Origin of the sequence: Reyranella soli, assembly GCF_007992495.1 — a bacterium.
Taxonomy (GTDB): domain Bacteria; phylum Pseudomonadota; class Alphaproteobacteria; order Reyranellales; family Reyranellaceae; genus Reyranella; species Reyranella soli.
Genome location: NZ_BKAJ01000049.1, coordinates 20,226 through 40,820, shown reverse-complemented (window position 1 = coordinate 40,820; position 20,595 = coordinate 20,226). Strand labels below are relative to the sequence as shown.

Below are 20,595 nucleotides of genomic sequence, written 5' to 3'. Positions count from 1 at the left end.
GGTCCGGAAGAGGGCTAACCTTCCATCCACGCCGTCCGCATGCCGCCGGCGGCATACTGGAACGGGCCGGTGAAGGCGGGCTTGTAGCCTTTCAGCTTCTTGGTCCCGGCCTGCAGGATCGACACGAAGTGCGTGTAGAGAAGCGGCAGGTCCTGGTTCACGATCGAATCGACGTCGGCATACATCTGTCGGCGCTTGTCCTTGTCGCGCTCGACGGCCGCGGCCATGATCAGCTGGTCGACTTTCTCGTTGACGTAGCCGATGCGCCGCTTGGTCTCGGGCGCCGTGGACAGGATGTTGCGCGAGTACCAGCCGTCGGGATCGATGCGGTAGCTGTTGGCCGTCGAATCGATATCGAACGCCGCCTTGTTGTACTTGTCCTGGATCACCGGCGTGGGATGGATCTCGAAGGTCACGTTGAAGCCCGCGTCCTTCAGCATGGCGTGCACCAACTCGCCCGACTGCTGCATGTACGGGAAGCTGTCGTTGGCGATGATCAGGAGCTTGGCGTCGCCGTCCTTGGCCTTCTTGCGCAGCGCCTTGGCCTTGTCGGGATCGAAAGCCGGCCATGGCTTGATGTCCTTGCCGTACCAGGGGCTCGACTTGCTGTAGAAGCCCTTGGCGATCTCGCCCTGCTTGTTGAACACAGCCTCGTGGATGCCCTCATGGTCGATGGCATGCGCCGCCGCCGTGCGCAGCATGTGGGCGTCCGGATTGTCCTTGGCGGAGAACGGCCCGCTGCGCAGGTTGAAGGTGACCATGGCGGTGCCGACCTGCGGCACCGGGTAGGTTTCGTAGACCTTGCTGTAGTCCTTGAGGAAGGAGGGTGCGTCGGCATAGGCGACGTTGTCGATCAGGTCGAGCTCGCCGGCGCGCAGCGCCGTCAGACGCACACGATCCTCCTTCTTCGGCCGACCGATCAGGCCGTCGAGATAGGGCAGGGTGTTGCCCTCCGAATCGGTCTCCCAGAAGTTCTCGAAGCGCACGAGTTCGCAGACGTCGAAGCGTTTCCACGCCTTGAACTGGAACGGCCCGCAACCTGCTGGCGCGGTGTCGGCCTTGTCGGCGGCACCCGGCGCGATGAGGTTCACCGGGTAGTAGATGAGATTGGAATCGAAGGCGGCACTCGCCTCCTTGAGATGGACCTGCACGATCCACTTGTCGTCGACCGTGACGCGTTCGACGTCGATCAGCGCCGACCGGGTGAAGGAATGGCCGATCTTGGGATCGAGGATGCGCTCGAGGTTCCACTTCACGGCCTGGGCGTCGATCGTCTCGCCGTTGTGGAACTCGGCTCCCTGCCGAAGCTTGAAAGTCCAGGTCTTGAGGTCCTTGGACGGCTCCCATTCCTGGGCGATGCCGGCAACGATGTTCATGCCCGCATCGAAGTCGAGCAGGCCGCCGGTGGTGCCGGCCATCGGTTGGGAGACGTAGTAGATGAAGTTGCGATGGGTATCGAGACCGGCCGAGTCGTCTCTGGTGCCGAAACGCACCGTGCCGCCGCGCTTTGGATTGCGCTTGCGACCGGCCCTGGCAGTGCCGGGCACACCACCCGCGATTGCAGCGCCGGCGAGCGCCGTCGTCGCGGTAAGGAACTCACGCCTTGTACTTTCGGGACCCTTCTTGTTCGCTTCGTCGGTCATGACGCCGCCTCCCAGATCGGATTGTTTGGGCCGAAGTTGGCTATGTGATTGAAACGCTTACTCGATAGGCTGCCTCCTCACGGGCTCGCGCTGGAAAATTCGGTCGCCCACGGGACAAACCTACTGGTGCGCGGTGCAAAACAGCGTGCCGACATTCCCGGTAAAGGTCAACGCAGGGCGAGCACCGCGGTGCGCAAACGTCAGGCGGTTTTGCAGTTCCCAGCCGGCTTGAGTATCCTGCGTGAAGCGCACCGCACTCGATCGGCAGGGGAGGCAGATGTGACACGCACCTGGTTCAGCGTTATCGCCGTCGGCGTTCTGGCCGCTGCCTGTGCAGAACCCAATCCACCGCCGCCCGCGCCGGCAGCGCCCGCTTCCACAGCGCCCGCCTCGACAGCGACCGTCGTGCAGCCCGCCGATCCCGACGCCGCGCCGAGCGCGTCCGTCGTTCCGCAGGGCCCGGTCGTGGGTGGCCTGCCGCCGTCGGCGCTGTATGCGAACCCACCAGGGACGCCGGCCTACGTCATCACGCCGGGCGATCCGGTCGGCCGGCCGGTCCCTCGTCCTGGCGGCGCGCCGGCGTTCTAGGCTGCAAAGCAAAACGGCGCGCATTGCTGCGCGCCGTTTGTCCCGATTGGTCGGAGTGAGAGGATTCGAACCTCCGGCCCCTAGCTCCCGAAGCTAGTGCTCTACCAGGCTGAGCTACACTCCGTCAGAAACGGAGGCACCCCGCTCGGGAGGCGGGGTTATAACCGTGCCCCCTCATGGTCGCAAGGCCCGTGGGCCCTCGCTATAGTGCGGCGCTTTTCGGGAATTCGCGGGGGAACTGCATGGCCAGGAAGAAGCGGCTCAAGATCGCCTTGATCGGCTACGGCGCCATCAGCCAGACGCTGTTCGACCTGTTTCGCGAAAAGAAGCCCGACATCGACATCGTCGGCGTGCTGGTCCGCCCGGGCCGCGCCAAGGAGACGCAGACGAAGGTCGGCCGCAAGGTCGCCGTGGTCGAGACTCTGAAGGCGCTCCTGAAGCTCAAGCCTGACGTCGTGGTCGAGGCGGCGAGCCAGCAGGCAGTGCGCGACTGGGGCGAGACCATCCTGGAGAGGGGCATCGACTTCATGGTGATCGCCACCGGCGCCTATGGTGATCCCAAGCTCTACAAGAAGCACATCAAGGCCGCCGAGAAGAGCGGGGCCAGGCTGCGGCTGCCGTCGGGCGCCATCGCCGGTCTGGACGGGCTTCTGGCCATGCGGCTCGGCAAGCTCGAGCGCGTGAAGTACGTGTCGATCAAGCCGCCGCATGCCTGGAGCGGCACGCCGGCCGAGACCGAGTTCGACCTGCCGTCGATCAAGGAGCCGACGGTGATCTTCCGCGGCAAGCCCGCCGACGCCGGCCGGCTTTACCCGAAGAATGCCAATCTCGCGGTCACCGTGGCGCTGTGCGGCGCGGGCCTGCAGCACACCGATATCGAGCTGGTGGCCGATCCGACCCTGCCGGCCGGCACCAACGCCAGCCGCCTTGAGGTCGTGAGCGATTCGGGCGAGCTCAAGATGGAGCGGCTGGGGTTGGCCATGCCGGATAATCCCAAGACCGGCGTGCTGACCGCGCTCACCATGGCCGACGACCTGATGAAGATCGTGCGCGCCAGCGACTGGTAAGCGTCACCGGTAGCTGATGATCTCGTATTCGATGCCGTCGGGATCCAGGAAGTAGAAGCGCCGGCCCGGATCGTAATTGTCGTGGTTGAAGGGTTTCAGCCCGGCGGCGACGACGCGCGTTTCGGTGGCGTCGATGTCGTCGACCTCGATGCCGATGTGGTTGAGCGGCCGGCCCTTGGCGAAGTCCTCGGCGGTGTAGGCGACGTCGCGGCCGGTATAGAGCGCGATGTAATGCTCCTTCGATCCGATATGGATGGTGCGGCCGCCGTCGCGCGCCGGGCCCTTCCAGCGCACCTGCCAGTCGAACAGCTCCTCCATCAGCCTGGCGGCGCGTTCGGGGTTCGAGACGGTGACGTTCACATGCTCGATGCGGGGCGTAGACATGACAGGACCTCCTTCGACTTGCGGAGGCTACGACCTCAAGTTAACTTTAGGTCAAGCTTTCGATGGAGATTTTCCTGCCTCAATCGGCACATCTGACGATCGGCGAGCTGGCCCGGCGCACTGGCATGTCGGTGTCGGCGATTCGCTTCTATGAGTCGCGCGGCCTGGTGAGGGCGGTGCGGACGTCGGGAAACCAGCGCCGGTTCATGCGGGCGGACATCCGGCGCCTGTCTTTTGCCCTGATCGCGCAACAGCTCGGCCTGACCTTGAGCGAGATCGAAGCCGAGCTGTCGCTGCTGCCGCAGGGGCGCGCGCCCAACCCTCAGGACTGGCAGGCGATCAGCGTGCGCATCCGTGGCGCGCTGCAGGCGCGGATCGCCATGCTGGAGAAGACGCGCGACCTGCTCGACGGCTGCATCGGTTGCGGCTGCCTGTCGCTCGCCAAGTGCCACCTCTACAACCCGAACGACCGCGCGGCCCGGGCAGGGGCCGGACCGCGCTTCCTGCTGGGCGATCGCGCCCAGGATTTCGAGGACGTTGAGTAATCTTGCTGGACCGCGGGCCTCCAGGCCCGCTCATCATGGGAGCGCGGACCTCTGGTCCGCATCATGATCATGAGCGGACCGGAGGTCCGCGCTCCCGAGAAGACCATGAGCGGGCCTGGAGGCCCGCGGTCCGGCAAGATGTTTAGCGCGGGCCGGGACCGCCGCGATGGTGGCCCATCATGCCGCCCATCGGGCGCGGGCGGTCGAGCGACGCCTTCTGCTCGGGCGACAGCGTGTTGTAGAGCGCGGTCAGGCTCGGCTTCACTGCCTCGATGCGCTCGACGCGGGCCTTCATGTAGGCCTCTTCCATGCTGAGCCGATCGACGTAGTTCGGCCGCTCCTTCATCTCCGACGGCAGCGCGTTGCAGCGTGCGGTGTCCTTGACGTCGGCGTCGTCGGACGCTTTGGCGAAGGCATCCCAGGCGGACACCTGGTCGGCCTTCAGGTCGAGCTTGATCTTGAGATAGGTGCGGTTGCCGGCGCGCCGGGCGACGCGGTCGAGGCAGAACGCCTTGGGATTGAAGCTGGCCATCCGATCACGGCGTTCGGGACCGGCGGCAGGGGGCGCCGGCGGCGTGGCCTGGGCCAGCTCGAGCAGGTCATCGTCTAGAACGCTGCCGACGGCCGCCGAAGCGGGCATCGCCAGGACGAGGCCGGCCATCAGGGCGACAGGAGCGGCCAGAAGGAGGGGGCGGCGGAACGACATCGTGGAACCTCACCGAATTACGCGGGCTGTAGCGATGATACGCTGCGGCCGCGCCCGGCGTGCCCTGGTGATGTGTTAAGTTATGTAAAGTTTGGGCGAAAAGCGGCGCTGTCATTTGCGTCTATAGGCGCGGCTGGCGTGCAGTCCCACCCAACCGGCGGCAACGAGAAGCAGGAGGCTGACTATGCTCTCGGCTCGGGCAGTTTCCGGGTCCTCGGTTGGTGTCGTGAACACTGCTACAGCGACGGCGACGATCAATGCGGCGGTTAAGGTGTAGCCACCCGCCTTGATCAAGCGTGACTTGCTGGTCGTTGCAATCGCAAGGCCGACGATGATTGCCACGCCGCCCGCCATGAGGGCCAGCATTTGCAAAGTGGAGATATTCATTCGATCGGCTCCCGTCTCCCTGGAGGGTTGAGGATCGTCGGCAAGGCTCCAGTCAGTTATGCAAAGTTTGGTCGGAGTTCGGCAAGCCAGCGCGCGAAATGCTCGCGCTCGGCCTGGGTCATGTGCAGGCCTTCCTTGGTCCGCCGCCACAGCACGTCCTCGGCCTCGACCGCCCATTCGTCGCGCACCAGGTAGCGCACCTCGACCTCATAGAGATGGCCGCCGAAATGCTGGCCGAGATCGGCCACGGTCTTGACCTCTTCCAGAAGGTCGTCGATGGCCACCCCGTGACGCCGGATCAACACGCGCAGCAGCTCCTTCGGCAAACCGGGCTTCACGACGGCCGCCGAGTTCACGAAGTTGTCGAACGCCTGCTCGAAGGTCGGCGCATCGGCGAGCTCGCCGCCCGCCAGCGCCCTGCCCGCCGTCCATTCTACCCCCATGTGCGGATAGTACGGCGCCAGATCGCGCAAGGCGTGCTCCGCCAGCCGCCGGTAGGTCGTGATCTTGCCGCCGAACACCGATAGCAGCGGGGCCGTGCCAACCGCGCCGTCGATTTCGAGGTGATAGTCGCGCGTCACTGCCGAGGGATTGTCGTCGCCGTCGTCGAACAAGGGGCGCACGCCGGAATAGGTCCACACCACGTCGGCCGGCCGCACCGGCTTTGTCATGTAGTAGCTGGCGATCTCGCAGAGATAGTCGATCTCCTCCTGGGTGCAGACGGGCTTCTTGTCGCTCGAGTCGACGGGAATGTCGGTGGTGCCGATCACCGAGAAGGAGCGTTCGTAGGGGATGATGAAGACGATGCGCCCGTCCTTGTTCTGCAGGATGAAGGCGTGATCGCCGTCGTACAGCCGCGGCACGACGATGTGGCTGCCCTTGATCAGGCGCACGCGCTTGTTGGTCCTGATGGACGTCTGCTCGTCGAGGAAATGCTTCACCCAGGGGCCGGTCGCATTGACCAGGCCGCGCGCCTGAAGCTTCACCGCGCTGCCGTCGGGCGCGCTGAGCTCGATGTCCCACAGCTTGCCGTCCGCGGTGCGCCGCGCCGACACGCAGCGATGGCGGGCGAAGATGCGCGCCCCCATCCCGCGCGCCGACATGAGGTTGGCGATCACCAGCCGGGCGTCGTCGACCCAGGCGTCGGAATAGACGAAGCCGTTCTTGAAGGACGGCTTCAGCCCGGCGCCGAACTTCGAACTCGGCAGGTCGACCGAAATCGACTTGGGCAGGGTCATGTGCCAGTCGAGATGGTCGTAAAGGAACAGGCCCAACCGCAGCATCCAGCGCGGCCTGAGATGCTGCTCGTGCGGCAGCACGAAGCGCAGGGGAAAGGAGAGGTGCGGCGCCTTGGCCAAAAGCACCTCGCGCTCCTGCAGGGCCTCGCGCACCAGCCGGAACTCGTAATGCTCGAGATAGCGCAGGCCGCCATGGATCAACTTGGTCGACGCCGAGGAGGTGTGGCTGGCGAAGTCGTGCATCTCGCACAGCCCGACCTTGAGTGCCCGCCCCGTCGCGTCGCAGGCAATGCCCGCGCCGTTGATCCCGCCGCCCACTACGAACAGGTCGAGCGGCGCCTCTCCACTTCCATTCATGGCTGCAGGATATAGCGCGCTTGACCGCAAGATGCAGGGACCTCAAATGGCCGCATGGGCCTTTTGCTCAAGATCATCCTGTTCGGCGTCGCCGTTTACGCGGTGTGGAAGACTTTTTCCCGCTGGAAGGGCCTGTTCGACCGCTTTGTCGGCAAGCCCGAGGAACCTGCACGCCCCGCGCCGCCGCCGCCCCCACCGCCGTCGGAGCCCCTGGCGGCCCGCAAGGTCGCGATCCAGGAGACCATCCAGTGCGCCGGCTGCGGCGCCTATAATCCCGCCGGTGCCGAAAAATGCGGCCAGTGCGGCCGTCCCCAGCCACGTCCGAATTGACCCGACCGGCCTAGTTGACCGGCCTGGGGGTGGCACTTATTTTGCCGCACCGCAACAACGGCCTTAAGTCGTAGAAACAAAAGGCCTTCTGAGCTTCGGGGTATACCTGTGTCCGAACCCTCAGCACGCCTTAAGCCGACGTGCTTCCAGGAACTCATTCTGACCCTGCAGGATTATTGGGCGCGCCAAGGCTGCCTGATCCTGCAGCCGTTCGATATGGAAATGGGCGCGGGCACCTTCCACACCGCCACGACCCTGCGCGCTCTGGGGCCGAAGCCCTGGTACGCCGCCTACGTGCAGCCGTCGCGGCGGCCGACCGATGGGCGCTACGGCGACAATCCCATGCGCCTGCAGCACTACTATCAGTTCCAGGCCATCCTGAAGCCGTCGCCGCCCGACATCCTCGAGCGCTATCTCGGCTCTCTCGAGGCGATCGGCATCGACACCACCCTGCACGACATCCGCTTTGTCGAGGACGACTGGGAGAGCCCGACATTGGGCGCCTGGGGGCTGGGCTGGGAAGTGTGGTGCGATGGCTCGGAGATCAGCCAGTTCACCTATTTCCAGCAGGTCGGCGGCATCGACGTCGACCTGGTGTCGGGCGAGATCACCTACGGCCTGGAACGGCTGGCCATGTACCTGTTCGACAAGAAGTCGATCTACGACCTGCCGTTCAATCGCACGGATTCGGAAGTGCCGCTGACATACGGCGACGTCTTCCTGCAGAACGAACGCGAGCAGTCGGCCTACAATTTCGAGCACGCCGACACCGACATGCTGTTCCGCCACTTCGCCGATGCCGAGAAGGAGTGCGGCCGGTTGATCGAGCGCAAGCTGCCGCTGCCGGCCTACGAGCAGTGCATCAAGGCTTCGCATTGCTTCAACCTGCTGGACGCGCGCGGCGTTATCAGCGTCACCGAGCGACAGAGCTACATCCTGCGCGTCCGCGACCTTGCCAAGGCGTGCTGCGAGGCATGGCTCGTCACTCAGAAGAAGGAAGCGGCGTGATGGCTGAGCTGCTTCTCGAACTTCTGAGCGAAGAGATTCCGGCGCGCATGCAGACGCGCGCGGCCGACGATCTCAAGCGTCTGGTGAGCGACGGCTTGAAGGCCGCCGGTCTGGAATTCAAGGACGCACGCGCCTTCGCGACGTCGCGGCGGCTGACGCTGGTGGTCGACGGCCTGCCGGCCGCACGGGCCGACGTCAGCGAAGAACGGCGCGGACCGCGTGTCGGCGCGCCCGAGCAAGCCGTGCAGGGCTTCCTGAAAGCCACCGGCCTTGCCTCGCTCGACCAGGCGGAGAAGCGCGACACCGGAAAGGGCGAGTTCTGGTTCGCCGTGATCGCCAAGAAGGGCGGCCCGACCGCCGAAGCGCTGCCTGGCATCATCGATGCCGCGATGAAAGCGCTGCCCTGGCCCAAATCGATGAAGTGGGGCAGCGGCACCATGACCTGGGTGCGCCCGCTGCAGTCCATCGTGGCGCTGTTCGACGGCAAGGTGCTGGCAGGCGAGGTCGCGCCGGGTGGCGAGATGGCGCCGATCAGGTTTGGCGACACCACGCGCGGCCATCGATTCCTCAGCAAAGGCGACATCAAGGTCGCGGGCTTCGCCGACTATGTCGCCAAGCTCCGTGCCGCGCACGTGGTGCTGGACCCGGCCGAGCGCAAGAAGATCGTGCTGGAAGGCGCCGAGAAGCTCTGCGCCGAGGCGCAGGTCGCGCTCAAGACCGACGAGGGCCTGCTCGAAGAGGTGGCGGGCTTGGTCGAATGGCCCGTGCCGATGCTGGGCACCATCGATTCGCAGTTCATGGACGTGCCGCCCGAAGTGCTGACCGTCTCCATGCGGACGCATCAGCGTTACTTCGTCACCAACAACAGGAGCGGCTCGCTCGCCAACCGCTTCGTCGTCGTTGCTAACAATGTGGCGCGCGACGGCGGCAAGACGATCGTCGACGGCAACGAGCGTGTGCTGCGCTCGCGGCTATCCGACGCCAAGTTCTTCTGGAACCAGGATCGCAAGGTCCGGCTGGAGGAGCGGCTGCCGGCCCTGAAGGACATGGTCTTCCACGCCAAGCTCGGCACCCAGGCCGATCGCGTCGCCCGCATCGAGATATTGGCCGACAAGCTCGCCTCATACGTCGCGGGCGCGGACTCTGCCCACGCGATCCTGGCCGCGCACCTCTGCAAGGCCGATCTGCGCAGCGGCATGGTGGGCGAGTTCCCCGAGTTGCAGGGCGTCATGGGCCGCTACTACGCGCTGGAAGAGAAGCTTCCGGCCGCGGTCGCCGACGCCATTGGTGATCACTATGCACCGGCCGGTCCCGCCGACCGTTGCCCGAGCGCGCCGATTTCTGTCGTGGTCGCGCTGGCCGACAAGCTCGATACGCTCACCAGCTTCTGGGCGATCGGCGAGAAGCCGACCGGCTCGCGCGATCCGTTCGCCTTGCGCCGCGCCGCGCTCGGCATCATCCGCATCGTCGTCGAGAACGGCATCCGTCTGCCGCTCAAGAAGTTCTTCGACGCCGACGACCTGATGGCCTTCTTCGCCGATCGCCTGAAGGTGCAGATGCGCGAGAAGGGTGTGCGCCACGACGTCGTCGACGCGGTGTTCGCCCTGGGCGGCGAGGACGATCTCGTGCGCCTGTTGGCGCGGGTCGAAGCGGTGCAGTCGTTCCTGGCCACGGAAGCGGGCAAGAATCTGCTGACCGGCTATGGCCGCGCGGCAAACATCGTTCGTGCCGAAGAGAAGAAGGACAAGACACTGGCTGCGAAAATCGCCGGTGCGCCTGACGCCGCACGCATGGAACAAGCGGAAGAGAAAACCGTTGCTGCTGCCTTGGCCGACATCGAGCGTCTTGTGAGGCCCGCGTTGCAGCGTGAGGACTTCGCGGGCGCGATGGAAGCTTTCGCGGGCTTGCGTGCGCCCATCGATTCTTTCTTCGAAAAGGTCACAGTCAATGTCGCTGAGAAACCCGATTTACGGCTGAACAGGCTGAAATTGCTCAATCAGATACGCGCCACCATGGATTCGGTGGCGGATTTCTCCAGGATCGAGGGCTGAGAATGGCCAAGTGGGTCTACAGTTTTGGTGATGGCAAGGCCGAGGGCCGCGCCGAGATGCGCAATCTGCTGGGTGGCAAAGGCGCCAACCTCGCGGAGATGTCGAGCCTCGGGCTGCCCGTGCCGCCGGGCTTCACCATCACCACCGAGGTCTGCACCTGGTACTACGCCAACGGCAACGCCTATCCCGGCGAGCTGAAGGACGAGGTCGAGAAGGCGCTGGCGGCGGTCGAGAAGACCGTTGGCGCGGGCTTCGGTGACGCCAACAATCCATTGCTGGTCTCGGTGCGCTCCGGCGCGCGCGCCTCGATGCCGGGCATGATGGACACCGTGCTCAATCTCGGCCTGAACGACCGCACCGTGCTGGGCCTCGGCCAATCGTCGGGCGACGAGCGCTTCGCCTGGGACAGCTACCGCCGCTTCATCCAGATGTACTCCAACGTCGTGCTCGATGTCGGGCATCACTATTTCGAGGAGGCGCTGGAGCTCAAGAAGGAGGATCTCGGCGTCACCATGGACACCGACCTCAAGTCTGATGACTGGCGCTCGATCGTGGGCGAGTACAAGAAGATCGTCGAGAAGCGCACCGGCAAGCCCTTCCCGCAGGAGCCGCGCGAGCAGCTGTGGGGTGCGATCGGCGCGGTGTTCGGCTCGTGGATGAACCAGCGCGCCATCACCTATCGCCGCCTGCACTCGATCCCCGAGAGCTGGGGCACCGCGGTCAACGTGCAGGCCATGGTGTTCGGCAACATGGGCGAGGATTGTGCGACGGGGGTCGCCTTCACGCGCGATCCCTCGACCGGCGCCAATCTCTTCTACGGCGAGTACCTGGTGAACGCCCAGGGCGAGGACGTGGTGGCGGGCATCCGCACGCCGCAGCATCTCACCGTGCAGGGCAAGGAGGCGCAGAAGTCAGACGCGCCGGCCATGGAAGAGGTGATGCCCGAGGTCTTCAAGCAGCTCGACGCGGTGCGCCGCAAGCTCGAGACGCACTACAGCGACATGCAGGACATCGAGTTCACCGTGCAGCGCGGCAAGCTCTACATGCTGCAGACTCGCAACGGCAAGCGCACCGCCAAGGCCGCGCTCAAGATCGCCGTCGACATGGTGCGCGAAGGCTTGATCGACAAGAAGGAAGCGGTGGCGCGCATCGTGCCGTCGTCGCTCGACCAGCTCCTGCATCCCACGCTCGATCCCAAGGCCGATCGCAAGGTGATCGCCAAGGGCCTGCCGGCCTCGCCGGGTGCGGCCTCAGGCAAGGTTGTGTTCACGGCTGACGCCGCCGAGAGGCAGGCCCGCGCCGGCGAGAAGGTGATCCTGGTGCGCCGCGAAACCAGCCCCGAGGACATCCATGGCATGCACGCCGCCGAGGGCATCCTGACCTCGACCGGCGGCATGACCAGCCACGCCGCCGTGGTGGCGCGCGGCATGGGCAAGCCCTGCGTGGCGGGCGCCGGCGACGTGCGCATCGACGGCCGCGCCGGCACGCTCACCGTGCGTGGCACGACGGTGAAGACGGGCGAGTTCATCACCCTCGACGGCGGCACCGGCGAGATCATGCTGGGCGTCGTGCCCACCGTGCAGCCCGAGCTGTCGGGCGATTTCGCCGAGCTGATGGTGTGGGCCGACGAGGTCCGGCGGTTGGGCGTGCGCGCCAACGCCGAGACGCCGACCGACGCCGCCACGGCGCGCAAGTTCGGCGCCGAAGGCATCGGTCTCTGCCGCACCGAGCACATGTTCTTCGAGGGCGACCGCATCGTCGCCGTGCGCCAGATGATCCTGGCCGACGACGAGAAGACCCGGCGCACGGCGCTGGCCAAGATCCAGCCCATGCAGCGCGAGGATTTCGTAGAACTGTTCGAGATCATGGCCGGCCTTCCAGTGACCATCCGGCTGCTCGATCCGCCGCTGCACGAGTTCCTGCCCAAGACCCACGCCGACATGGAGGTCGTTGCCAAGGATCTCGGCGTCGACGTCGCCGAGATCGAGGCGCGTGCGCACAAGCTGCACGAGTTCAATCCCATGCTCGGCCATCGCGGCGTGCGGCTCGGCATCTCCTATCCGGAGATTTACGAGATGCAGGCTCGCGCCATCTTCGAGGCCGTGGCCGAGGTCCAGAAGAAGAACGGCAAGTCGGTGATCCCGGAGATCATGATCCCGCTGGTCGCCACCCGTAAGGAGCTCGATCTCATGAAGGTCGTGGTCGACCAGGTCGCGGCCGAGGTGAGCCAGCTCTCGGGTCAGAAGCTCGACTACCTGGTCGGCACCATGATCGAGCTGCCGCGCGCCGCTTTGCGCGCCGGCGAGATCGCCGAATCGGCCGACTTCTTCAGCTTCGGCACCAACGACCTGACGCAGACGACCTTCGGCCTCAGCCGTGACGATTCGGCCTCGTTCCTCGAGAAGTACCAGCAGCGCGGCATCCTCGAGCACGATCCGTTCGCTTCGCTCGACATCGAGGGCGTGGGCGAGTTGATCGAGATCGCCTGCGAGCGCGGCCGCAAGGTGCGCAACGGCCTGAAGCTCGGCATCTGCGGCGAGCACGGTGGCGACCCGGCCTCGGTGTTCTTCTGCCACAAGGCGGGTCTCGACTACGTCTCGTGCTCGCCGTTCCGTGTGCCGATCGCCCGGCTGGCGGCGGCCCAGGCGGCCCTGGGCGGCCCGCTCAAGACGGAATGACGCTTCTGGCGCTTCGTGACGGCGGCAAGCGGGCCCTGGCGGCTGCGCTTGCCGACTTGGAGCGCAATCCCGAAGGCGAGAAGGCGCAGGCACTGCTCGACGCCGCCTGGCGCGAGCCCAAGGCTCATGTCGTGGGGGTCACCGGGCCGCCGGGCGTCGGCAAGTCCTCTCTGTGCGCGGCGCTGGTCGCGGCCTGGCGCAAGTCCGGCAGGACCGTGGGTGTGATCGCGGTCGATCCTTCCTCGAAATCGAGCGGCGGTGCCTTGCTGGGCGATCGCGTGCGCATCGTCCATGACAGCACCGACGAGGGCAGCTTCGTGCGCTCCATGGCGGCGCGCGACCGGCTGGGCGGGCTCGCCGACCAGACGCTGGCCGCCATGGTGCTGATGCGCGCCCTGTTCGACCGCGTGCTGATCGAGACCGTGGGCGTCGGCCAGTCGGAGACCGACGTGGCGGGCGTCGCCGACACCGTGGTGTTCTGCGTCCAGCCGGGCTCGGGCGATTCCCTGCAGTTCATGAAGGCAGGCATCGTCGAGATCCCCCATCTGATCGTCGTGACCAAGGCGGACTTGGGTGGCGCCGCCGAGCGGGCGCGTGCCGACGTGGCAGGAGCCCTGTCACTGGCCGCGGCCGGCGACGAATGGCCGGTCAGGACTCTCGCGGTCTCTTCGCGCAATGGCGAAGGCATGGGCAAGCTCGTGGATGCCCTCGAAGCGCATCGGGTGCATCTGTCAGCTGACAATCGGCTGCTCGTGGCGCGTCATCGCCAGAGCGAGGGTTGGATCGCCGAGTCGTTGCGCGACCGTTTCGGCCGCGAGGGCATTGCCAGGCTCGGCCGTCTCGGCTTCGATCTCAGCCTGCCGGCCGGCGCTCAGCCCTTCCTGCGACTGCGCGAGCTCGGTGCGATGCTTGCGAAAAGATGAGGGGAGAGAAACGATGAGCCATCCGACCGACGCCAACTGCATCTTCTGCAAGATCGTCGCGGGCCAGATCCCGAGCTTCAAGCTCCTGGAAGACGACAAGACCATCGCCTTCATGGACATCAACCCGGTGAACCCGGGCCATTCGCTTTCCGTCGCCAGGGGCCATTGGCCGATGGTCGACACGATTCCAGCTGATGTGCTGGGCGCCGTCGCGGCGACCGCCCAGAAGGTCGCCAAGGCGGTGATGAGCGAGCTGAAGCCCAACGGCGTCAACCTGCTGCAGGCCAACGGTCCTGGCGCTGGCCAGAGCGTGCCGCATCTGCACATCCACATCATGCCGCGCCAACCCAACGACGGCGTCGCGCTCAACTGGGAATATAAGCCCGGCGACAAGGCCGAGATCGAAGCGATCTACAAGCGGCTGAAGGCCGTTCTTTAGTCTTCCGGACCGCCGGCCTCCGGCCGGCTCATGATCATGATGCCGGCCAGAGGCCGGCGGTCCGGAAGAGCATGAGGATGACCGTTAAGCCGCGGCCATCGGCGCGCGGATCGTGGTCGAGAACCACTCGCGCTCGTCCTGGCGGAACTGCTCGCGCACGTAGTCGATGACCGTGCGGATGCGGGCGCCCTTGTTGGTCTCCTCGTGGCTCACCAGCCAGATGTCGCGGACGATCTTGAGGTCGATCGGCGCCGGCACGAGGTTGGACGACTTGGTGACGTAGTCCGGGAACACCGAGATTCCATAACCGACCTGCACCGCCTCGACCGCGGCATAGGACGAGTTGGTGCGCAGCACGACCGACGGGCTGCGCTCGACCACCTCGCTCCACGGCTTCATGGCGGCGAGGCTGTGCAGCGTGGTGTGGTCGACGATGTGGTGCTCGCGCAGATCGTCGAGCCTCTGCGGTAGGCCGTAGCGCTCGATATAGGACGGCGCGGCGAAGATCGAGAAGTTCACCTGGCCGACGCGCGCCGCCACGAGTTGGTTCGATGTCGGGCGGAAGAAGCGGATGGCGAGGTCGGCCTGGCGGGTCGCGAGGTCGAGCACCTGATCGGACGCGATCACCTGGACGATGATGTCGGGGTGGGTCGTCCGGAGCTGCCCCAGCCGCGGCACCAGCCAGTGGGCGGCGATGCCCTCGGTGGCGGCAATGCGCACGATGCCCGCCATCTCGCGGTCGAGGCCGGCTAGGTGCCGCTCGATCGAGGTGGCGTTGGACATCATCGATTCGGCCTGGACCAGCACGCCGCGCGCCGCGGGCGTCACTTCCATGCCGTGGCGATGGCGGTCGAACAGCTTGGCGCCCAGCCGGCGCTCGAGCGCCTGGATACGGCGGCCGACCGTCGTTTGCTTGGTATTCAGCTGCGTGGCGGCAGCGCTGAAGCTTCCGGTTTTTGCAACGGCGAGGAAAAAACGTACGTCGTCCCAATCGCCAAGAATGTTTGGGACCTTATTCTTTCTCGGGGGAGTCGTGACCATCGTAACAATCGATACAATAAGGTTGGCGGCGTTAAGTTTACTTTGACTATGGCAACGTGGTTTATCTTACATCATTAACGGGCAAATGTCGTTTTCTGTGTCGTTTGTAGGCGATTAGCGGGTTTCTTTCAGCGGCAACGTAGATAAAACCTGTGCGTATCTAGTCCTCCTATTCGTTAGTCAATCAATCCCTAGTTGTTACCGATTGACGTTTGATGGGGGGATCTGTGCTGTGGCCGCGACCGGCTCTGACGGCAAGATGATGGGATTGTCGGCATACGCTGGCAAATTCCTCCGTTATGTGCGCAGTCCGTCGACGCGCATCGCGGCCTTTGGCGGCCTAATGATGTACCTTAGCTATGCGTACGCGCATGGCAGTTGGGCTAACCCGGCGCTGATCGGCGTGTCAGTCTTCGCCGGGGTGTTCCTGCCGAGCTATTCCAAGCTCAGCAATAAAGCCGAACTGTGGGCTAACAACCAATTCGGTTTCGTAACGGCCGGTAAGCTCGGACGGTTTCTCCCGCAATTGGCCTTCAATCTTGCGGTGATCTGGCTGTGCTTTGTGGGGGGTGCCTTCAACTTGGCGGGTATTGCGTCGGTCGGCGGTTGGGCCGGTGCGGCGCTCCTGACCACGCTCGCCTCCCAGGGCACGCAGTATCTCGGCGGCTACCTGGTGGCGCGCGGGATCGGCGATGCCAATCGCAACACCATCGTCAGCATCGTGTTCAACATGGTCCTGGCGGGATTGGGCACGGCCGGCGTGCCGGGGGCGCGGGAAGCCTTCCTGGTGCTGGGTTTCGTGCTGGGCGTCCTGTTCTTCGGTATCGGGCTGGTCTCGGATCTGCGGTCGGTGCTGGCGCCCAAGGGCGGCGTCGGGTTGTTCCTCGGAACCTTCAATCCGTTCCACAATTCACATCTCATGATGGTTCGGCGCGCGCTCGACGAACGGGGCCTCGACAGGATCATCATCCATCCGACGCTCATCCCGCGTCTGCACGCCGATGCCTTCCGCAAGGGCGAGATCCGCGTTGGCCGGGTGAGGGAGGACGGCTTCCAGGTCTACGAAAAGACCGACAAGGCCGATTCCAACGTCGACTACTTCCCGACCGGCAACATTTTCCTGCCGCCCGAGACGCGCAAGGCACTGATCGAGCTGGCGCTTGCCGAGGCGGGGTTGGGCAACCGGGTCGAAGTGGCGTTCTATCCCGAGACCTACAACACGAAGGGCTTCCAGGGCGTGATCGGCGAGATCAAGCGCCGAAATCCCGGCATGCGGCTTCACACCCTGCATGGTACGGACTTTGGCGGCATGCTGGTTCGCCAGATCAGCGACGAATGCGGCTGGATCTATCCCTGGTGCATCCTGCGCCGCGACAAGGTGTCGGCGACGGCGATCCGGCGCGGCGCCAAGGGCATGACCTCGCCGGTCGTGACCGACGTGCTTTCACAGATTTCGCAGAATCTTCCGGTGGTGACGGCTGGGGGTCGCCGCTTCCGGAACGACAACGGAGTACTCACAGAGGGGGCCTAGCATGACCGAAGCTATGACGACGGCGATCTCCGATCGTCCTGTCGTGACGATCAAGCTCGCGACGACATCGGACGAGCTGATGCAGTGCTACATGTTGCGGGCAGCCGTATTCATGGGCGAGCAGCACTGCCCGTATTGGGAAGAGTTCGACGGCAACGACTACACCGCGAGCCACTTGATGCTCTACGTCGACGGCGAGCCCGCGGCGTCGATGCGGGTGCGCTGGTTCGCGTCTTTCGCCAAGCTCGAGCGCGCCATCATCCTGAAGCGCTATCGCTCGTACGGCCTGTTCATCCCGTTCGTGAACTGGGCGCGCGATTTCTGCCGCAAGAAGGGCTACAGCAAGGCCTACCTGCATGCCCAGCACCGGCTGTGGCCGATCTTCGAGCGCATGGGCTTCAAGCGCGTCGACGACAAGATCTTCCATTTCTCGGACCACGAATATGGCGCGTTCTACTGCGACCTGGAGATCGACGAGCGAACGATGCCGACCGTGTCCACCGATCCGATGGTGTTGAACCGGCCGGAGGATCGCCTGGACATGCCGGGTATCCTGGAAGACTCGATGGATCGAGGGGCGTCCAATCCGCATGCGGAATGGACCGAGCGTCGCGCGAATTAAAGGGGGAAAGAGATGAGCGCTATGGCATTATCGATTGGCGGCGAGACGGTCACGACCAAGCTCGCCATGAGGATGGAAGACTCGCTGCAGGCCTTCGCGGTTCGCGCCGCCTGCTTCATCGGCGAGCTCGACGTGCCGTACTCGGAGGAGTTCGACGGTCACGACTTCGGCGCCACCCACATCATCGCCTATGTCGGCGAGGAGCCGGTGGGCACGCTGCGTGTGCGCTGGTTCCAGTCGTTCGCCATGCCCGAGCGGCTGGCCGTCATCCAGCGCTTCCGCGGCCACAATATCGGACAGCTCCTGCTCGAACGTGCCCGCAAGCTGGCCGAGAGCCGCGGCTGCAACATGCTCTACGCCCAGGTCCTGCCGACCGACATCAAGTACTGGGAGAAGCAGGGCTGGCGCCGGCTGGTCGCCGAGGAGGCGAGCTCGGGCGACAAGCGCATCGTGGCCGTCGTGCGGGCGGTCGATCCCAGCAAGCCGCTGCCCGAGGTCGAGGCGCCGGAATCGGTCGCGTTGCGCCGCGAAGGCCAGCTCGACGCCTCGGGCCTGCCGCTGGGGACCGCGTCCAACTGAGCCGGACCGCAATCCGCCTGACCGGCGACGGCCGGGCGGAATGTGCCTAGGGCGAGCAAGATTCTACCGCCTCCTAAAGGCTAGGGGACACTTCCTGTGGGTGTCGTGTAGGATCGCCGGACTGTCATGCCGTTACTCGGGGGAGAACGGCCGGCCGGCGGTCCAGTTGGGGTGACGCGACGCCTTTCGCGCCCACCCGTCCGCCGGCAAAGGCCGCGGACGGGTGCGGTGGCGTAAACAGGGGGGATTGAGTTGGTCGACATCGTCCTTGAACCCAATGTTCGGCGGCGGCGCGGCCGCGAACCGTTGTCCGGGAAGAAGAAGGCGGCGGCGCTGTTCCGCGTGTGGCACGGCGTGCGCGAGCTGATCGAACAGGCTGAGCGCCTGGGCGACAGCGAACTGGTCCACTTCCTCGCCGTGACCCAGCTCCTGGTCGAGGAGCGCGCGACGACGGTCACCTCGGGTGTCGCCGCGTTCGAGCACGTCGATACGAGTTTGCCGAACTAGTGCCGGGGGCGCGCCACTCCAGTGGCGCGTCTTCTCATGCTCTTCTGGACCGCCGGCCTCTCGCCGGCTCATGAGCATGATGCCGGCCGGAGGCCGGCGGTCCGGAAGATCATGACGCGCCACTGGAGTGGCGCGCCCCCAGCCTATTTATGCCGCGGATCCAGCGCGTCGCGCAGGCCGTCGCCTAGAAGGTTGAACGACAGCACGGCGAAGAAGATCGCGAAGCCCGGCCAGAAGGCCATCCATGGCGCCTGGGCGATGAAGCGCTGGGCGGAGTTCAGCATGCTGCCCCACGACGGCGACGGTGGCTGCTGGCCGAGCCCGAGGAACGACAGCGCCGCCTCGGCGATGATCGCGCCGGCGATGGCGAGCGAAGCCTGCACCAGCAGCGGCGGCACGATGTTGGGCAGCACGTGGCGCAGCGCAATGCGCCAGTGCGGATTGCCGACGGCGCGGGCGGCCTCGACATAGTCCTCGACCTTGGCGGCGAGCGTCTGGCCGCGAGTCAGGCGCACAAAGATCGGCGTGGCGGTGACGCCGATGGCGATCATGGCGTTGCTGAGGCTGGGGCCGAGGAAGGCGGCCAGCGCGATGGCCAGGATCAGGAACGGCACCGCCAGCATGGCATCGACGATGCGCGACAGCACGGAGTCGATCCAGCCGCCGGCATAGCCCGCCAGCAGCCCGAGCGGCACGCCGATACCGAGCGCAATGCCGACCGAGACCAGGCCGGCGCTGAGCGAGGCGCGTGCGCCCCAGATGACGCGGGAGAGGATGTCGCGGCCGACCTCGTCGGTGCCCAGCCAATGGGCCCATGACGGGGGCTTGCGCACGAGGCTCCAGCTTGTCGCGATCGGGTCGTAGGGGGCCACCCAGGGGGCGAGGATCGCCACCAACACGAACAGCACCACGACGGCGAGGCCCACCATCGCGCCCTTGCGGCGCTTCAGGCGTCGCCAGGCGCGCGCCCAGGGGTTCTCCTCGCTGGCGTCGCGGACGGCGACGTCGGGCAGGGCGGTGGCGGTCATCCGCGCAGCCTCGGATTGACCAGCACGTAGGCCACGTCGGCCAGCAGGTTCAGCACGATATAGGTCGTGGCCGTCACCAGTACGACGCCCTGCACGACGGCATAGTCGCGGTTGAACACGGCATCGACGATCAGCTTGCCGAAGCCCGGGATGGTGAAGATCTGCTCGGTCAGCACCGCGCCCGACAGCAGCGTGCCGAACTCCAGCGCGCCCAGCGTGATCACCGGCGTCATGGCGTTGCGCAGCGCGTGCTTCAGGACCACCCGGCGCTCGTAGAGGCCCTTGGCCCGCGCGGTGCGCACATAGTCGGCACCCATCGCCTGCAGCATGGCGCTGCGCGTATGGCGCATCAGGACGGCGGCGATGGCGTTGCCCAGCACGAAGGCCGGCATCACCGTGGTGGCGAGGCTGGCGCGCCAGTCTTCGCCCAGCCGCACGTAGCCCGAGGCGGGCAGCCAGGCGAGCGTCACCGAGAACAGGAAGATCATCAGGATGCCCAGCCAGAAGTTGGGCGTGCTGATGCCCCACAGGGCGAAGATGTTGGCGCCGTAGTCCCAGGCGGTGTCCTTCTTCACCGCCGAGATGATGCCGGCGGGGATGCCGATGCCCAGCGCCACGATGATCGCCATGGCGGCGAGCTGCAGGGTCACCGGCAGCTTCTCAGCCACCAGCGAGGCGACCGATGCCTTGAGCCGCATCGATTCGCCCAGGTTCCCCGAGAGCACCCCCTTGATCCAGTAGAAGTACTGGATGGGGATCGGATCGTTCAGGCGGTACTGCTGGCGGATCTCCTCCAGCACCGCAGGATCGCGTTCCTCGCCCGCCATGATCAGCGCCGGGTCGCCGGGCAGCAGTTGCTGCAGGCCGAAGATCAGCATCGACACCAGGATCAGTGTCGGGATGATCTGCAGCAGCCGCTGGGTGAGGAAGGCGAGCAAGGCGG

21 protein-coding genes, 1 tRNA gene and 1 pseudogene are annotated in these 20,595 nt (G+C 65.6%); 13 read left to right on the top strand and 10 right to left on the bottom strand.

The window, feature by feature from the left end:
• Positions 1–14 precede the first annotated feature (14 nt).
• Positions 15–1,643, bottom strand: a complete 1,629-nt coding sequence (locus tag RSO01_RS15625) for an ABC transporter substrate-binding protein (RefSeq protein ID WP_147150046.1) — start codon at positions 1,641–1,643, stop codon at positions 15–17.
• 279 nt (positions 1,644–1,922) lie between these two features.
• Between RSO01_RS15625 and RSO01_RS15620 the strand changes: the two genes are divergently transcribed.
• Positions 1,923–2,231 carry a hypothetical protein gene (locus tag RSO01_RS15620; protein ID WP_147150045.1) on the top strand — a complete coding sequence of 103 codons (309 nt, stop codon included), beginning with the start codon at positions 1,923–1,925 and terminating at the stop codon, positions 2,229–2,231.
• A 47-nt stretch (positions 2,232–2,278) separates the two neighbouring features.
• Here RSO01_RS15620 and RSO01_RS15615 read toward each other — a convergent pair.
• Positions 2,279–2,355: transfer RNA gene (locus tag RSO01_RS15615), tRNA-Pro, on the bottom strand.
• 118 nt (positions 2,356–2,473) lie between these two features.
• On the opposite strand from RSO01_RS15615, the gene RSO01_RS15610 reads away from it, so the two are divergent.
• Positions 2,474–3,298 (top strand): aspartate dehydrogenase, encoded by an 825-nt coding sequence (locus RSO01_RS15610; protein ID WP_170303090.1) that lies wholly within the window; start codon positions 2,474–2,476, stop codon positions 3,296–3,298.
• 3 nt (positions 3,299–3,301) lie between these two features.
• On the opposite strand, the gene RSO01_RS15605 is transcribed toward RSO01_RS15610, so the two are convergent.
• A complete protein-coding gene (locus tag RSO01_RS15605; protein ID WP_147150043.1) occupies positions 3,302–3,682 on the bottom strand; it encodes a VOC family protein in 381 nt (126 codons plus the stop codon).
• A gap of 62 nt (positions 3,683–3,744) precedes the next feature.
• On the opposite strand from RSO01_RS15605, the gene soxR reads away from it, so the two are divergent.
• Positions 3,745–4,227, top strand: a complete 483-nt coding sequence (gene soxR / locus RSO01_RS15600) for a redox-sensitive transcriptional activator SoxR (protein ID WP_147150042.1) — start codon at positions 3,745–3,747, stop codon at positions 4,225–4,227.
• Between the two features lie 142 nt (positions 4,228–4,369).
• Here the strand turns inward: soxR and RSO01_RS15595 are convergent, their stop codons facing one another.
• The 3 genes from RSO01_RS15595 to glpD all read right to left on the bottom strand — a co-directional run bounded on the left by RSO01_RS15595 (position 4,370) and on the right by glpD (position 6,915).
• Positions 4,370–4,933, bottom strand: coding sequence for a Spy/CpxP family protein refolding chaperone (locus tag RSO01_RS15595; protein WP_147150041.1), 564 nt, complete (start codon positions 4,931–4,933; stop codon positions 4,370–4,372).
• Between the two features lie 111 nt (positions 4,934–5,044).
• Positions 5,045–5,320, bottom strand: a complete 276-nt coding sequence (locus tag RSO01_RS15590; protein ID WP_147150040.1) for a hypothetical protein — start codon at positions 5,318–5,320, stop codon at positions 5,045–5,047.
• 56 nt (positions 5,321–5,376) lie between these two features.
• A complete protein-coding gene (glpD, locus tag RSO01_RS15585; RefSeq protein WP_147150039.1) occupies positions 5,377–6,915 on the bottom strand; it encodes a glycerol-3-phosphate dehydrogenase in 1,539 nt (512 codons plus the stop codon).
• A 54-nt stretch (positions 6,916–6,969) separates the two neighbouring features.
• On the opposite strand from glpD, the gene RSO01_RS15580 reads away from it, so the two are divergent.
• The 6 genes from RSO01_RS15580 to RSO01_RS15555 all read left to right on the top strand — a co-directional run bounded on the left by RSO01_RS15580 (position 6,970) and on the right by RSO01_RS15555 (position 14,344).
• On the top strand, positions 6,970–7,245 hold the full coding sequence (locus RSO01_RS15580) for a hypothetical protein (RefSeq protein ID WP_147150038.1): 276 nt from the start codon (positions 6,970–6,972) through the stop codon (positions 7,243–7,245).
• 108 nt (positions 7,246–7,353) lie between these two features.
• Positions 7,354–8,253, top strand: coding sequence for a glycine--tRNA ligase subunit alpha (locus RSO01_RS15575; RefSeq protein WP_147150037.1), 900 nt, complete (start codon positions 7,354–7,356; stop codon positions 8,251–8,253).
• Positions 8,253–10,304, top strand: a complete 2,052-nt coding sequence (glyS, locus tag RSO01_RS15570) for a glycine--tRNA ligase subunit beta (protein WP_147150036.1) — start codon at positions 8,253–8,255, stop codon at positions 10,302–10,304. Before RSO01_RS15575 ends, glyS begins: the two co-directional genes overlap by 1 nt.
• Before the next feature lie 2 nt (positions 10,305–10,306).
• Positions 10,307–12,982 carry a pyruvate, phosphate dikinase gene (ppdK, locus tag RSO01_RS15565; RefSeq protein ID WP_147150035.1) on the top strand — a complete coding sequence of 892 codons (2,676 nt, stop codon included), beginning with the start codon at positions 10,307–10,309 and terminating at the stop codon, positions 12,980–12,982.
• A complete protein-coding gene (locus tag RSO01_RS15560) occupies positions 12,979–13,905 on the top strand; it encodes an ArgK/MeaB family GTPase (RefSeq protein WP_147150034.1) in 927 nt (308 codons plus the stop codon). The genes ppdK and RSO01_RS15560 overlap by 4 nt, the downstream gene beginning before the upstream one ends.
• 13 nt (positions 13,906–13,918) lie before the next feature.
• Complete coding sequence (locus RSO01_RS15555; RefSeq protein WP_147150033.1) at positions 13,919–14,344, top strand: HIT family protein; 426 nt, start codon at positions 13,919–13,921, stop codon at positions 14,342–14,344.
• Positions 14,345–14,428: 84 nt separating this feature from the next.
• Here RSO01_RS15555 and RSO01_RS15550 read toward each other — a convergent pair whose 3' ends face one another.
• Positions 14,429–15,178 (bottom strand): LysR substrate-binding domain-containing protein, encoded by a 750-nt coding sequence (locus RSO01_RS15550; RefSeq protein ID WP_246158446.1) that lies wholly within the window; start codon positions 15,176–15,178, stop codon positions 14,429–14,431.
• 36 nt (positions 15,179–15,214) lie between these two features.
• Positions 15,215–15,385: pseudogene (locus tag RSO01_RS49875) on the bottom strand (LysR family transcriptional regulator); the annotation flags it as partial.
• A gap of 403 nt (positions 15,386–15,788) precedes the next feature.
• On the opposite strand from RSO01_RS49875, the gene RSO01_RS15545 reads away from it, so the two are divergent.
• The 4 genes from RSO01_RS15545 to RSO01_RS15530 all read left to right on the top strand — a co-directional run bounded on the left by RSO01_RS15545 (position 15,789) and on the right by RSO01_RS15530 (position 18,624).
• Positions 15,789–16,916, top strand: coding sequence for a nucleotidyl transferase family protein (locus tag RSO01_RS15545; RefSeq protein ID WP_170303089.1), 1,128 nt, complete (start codon positions 15,789–15,791; stop codon positions 16,914–16,916).
• Between the two features lies 1 nt (position 16,917).
• Positions 16,918–17,538: a GNAT family N-acetyltransferase gene (locus RSO01_RS15540; RefSeq protein ID WP_147150030.1), complete on the top strand. Its 621-nt coding sequence runs from the start codon at positions 16,918–16,920 to the stop codon at positions 17,536–17,538.
• 21 nt (positions 17,539–17,559) lie between these two features.
• Complete coding sequence (locus RSO01_RS15535; RefSeq protein ID WP_170303088.1) at positions 17,560–18,117, top strand: GNAT family N-acetyltransferase; 558 nt, start codon at positions 17,560–17,562, stop codon at positions 18,115–18,117.
• A 252-nt stretch (positions 18,118–18,369) separates the two neighbouring features.
• Positions 18,370–18,624 (top strand): hypothetical protein, encoded by a 255-nt coding sequence (locus tag RSO01_RS15530; protein ID WP_147150028.1) that lies wholly within the window; start codon positions 18,370–18,372, stop codon positions 18,622–18,624.
• A gap of 143 nt (positions 18,625–18,767) precedes the next feature.
• Here the strand turns inward: RSO01_RS15530 and RSO01_RS15525 are convergent, their stop codons facing one another.
• Entirely contained in the window at positions 18,768–19,652 is an 885-nt protein-coding gene (locus tag RSO01_RS15525) for an ABC transporter permease (RefSeq protein WP_147150027.1), read from the bottom strand.
• Entirely contained in the window at positions 19,649–20,590 is a 942-nt protein-coding gene (locus RSO01_RS15520; RefSeq protein ID WP_147150026.1) for an ABC transporter permease, read from the bottom strand. Before RSO01_RS15520 ends, RSO01_RS15525 begins: the two co-directional genes overlap by 4 nt.
• Between the last annotated feature and the right edge of the window lie 5 nt (positions 20,591–20,595).

What these genes read in the sequence shown, in the direction of transcription:
- RSO01_RS15605 (WP_147150043.1), bottom strand. Translation starts at nt 3,682, where the DNA reads ATGTCTACGCCCCGCATCGAGCATGTGAACGTCACCGTCTCGAACCCC.
- RSO01_RS15580 (WP_147150038.1), top strand. Translation starts at nt 6,970, where the DNA reads ATGGGCCTTTTGCTCAAGATCATCCTGTTCGGCGTCGCCGTTTACGCG.
- soxR (WP_147150042.1), top strand. Translation starts at nt 3,745, where the DNA reads ATGGAGATTTTCCTGCCTCAATCGGCACATCTGACGATCGGCGAGCTG.
- RSO01_RS15555 (WP_147150033.1), top strand. Translation starts at nt 13,919, where the DNA reads ATGAGCCATCCGACCGACGCCAACTGCATCTTCTGCAAGATCGTCGCG.
- glyS (WP_147150036.1), top strand. Translation starts at nt 8,253, where the DNA reads ATGGCTGAGCTGCTTCTCGAACTTCTGAGCGAAGAGATTCCGGCGCGC.
- RSO01_RS15535 (WP_170303088.1), top strand. Translation starts at nt 17,560, where the DNA reads ATGGCATTATCGATTGGCGGCGAGACGGTCACGACCAAGCTCGCCATG.
- RSO01_RS15560 (WP_147150034.1), top strand. Translation starts at nt 12,979, where the DNA reads ATGACGCTTCTGGCGCTTCGTGACGGCGGCAAGCGGGCCCTGGCGGCT.
- RSO01_RS15625 (WP_147150046.1), bottom strand. Translation starts at nt 1,643, where the DNA reads ATGACCGACGAAGCGAACAAGAAGGGTCCCGAAAGTACAAGGCGTGAG.
- glpD (WP_147150039.1), bottom strand. Translation starts at nt 6,915, where the DNA reads ATGAATGGAAGTGGAGAGGCGCCGCTCGACCTGTTCGTAGTGGGCGGC.
- ppdK (WP_147150035.1), top strand. Translation starts at nt 10,307, where the DNA reads ATGGCCAAGTGGGTCTACAGTTTTGGTGATGGCAAGGCCGAGGGCCGC.
- RSO01_RS15595 (WP_147150041.1), bottom strand. Translation starts at nt 4,933, where the DNA reads ATGTCGTTCCGCCGCCCCCTCCTTCTGGCCGCTCCTGTCGCCCTGATG.
- RSO01_RS15540 (WP_147150030.1), top strand. Translation starts at nt 16,918, where the DNA reads ATGACCGAAGCTATGACGACGGCGATCTCCGATCGTCCTGTCGTGACG.
- RSO01_RS15550 (WP_246158446.1), bottom strand. Translation starts at nt 15,178, where the DNA reads ATGGAAGTGACGCCCGCGGCGCGCGGCGTGCTGGTCCAGGCCGAATCG.
- RSO01_RS15525 (WP_147150027.1), bottom strand. Translation starts at nt 19,652, where the DNA reads ATGACCGCCACCGCCCTGCCCGACGTCGCCGTCCGCGACGCCAGCGAG.
- RSO01_RS15610 (WP_170303090.1), top strand. Translation starts at nt 2,474, where the DNA reads ATGGCCAGGAAGAAGCGGCTCAAGATCGCCTTGATCGGCTACGGCGCC.
- RSO01_RS15590 (WP_147150040.1), bottom strand. Translation starts at nt 5,320, where the DNA reads ATGAATATCTCCACTTTGCAAATGCTGGCCCTCATGGCGGGCGGCGTG.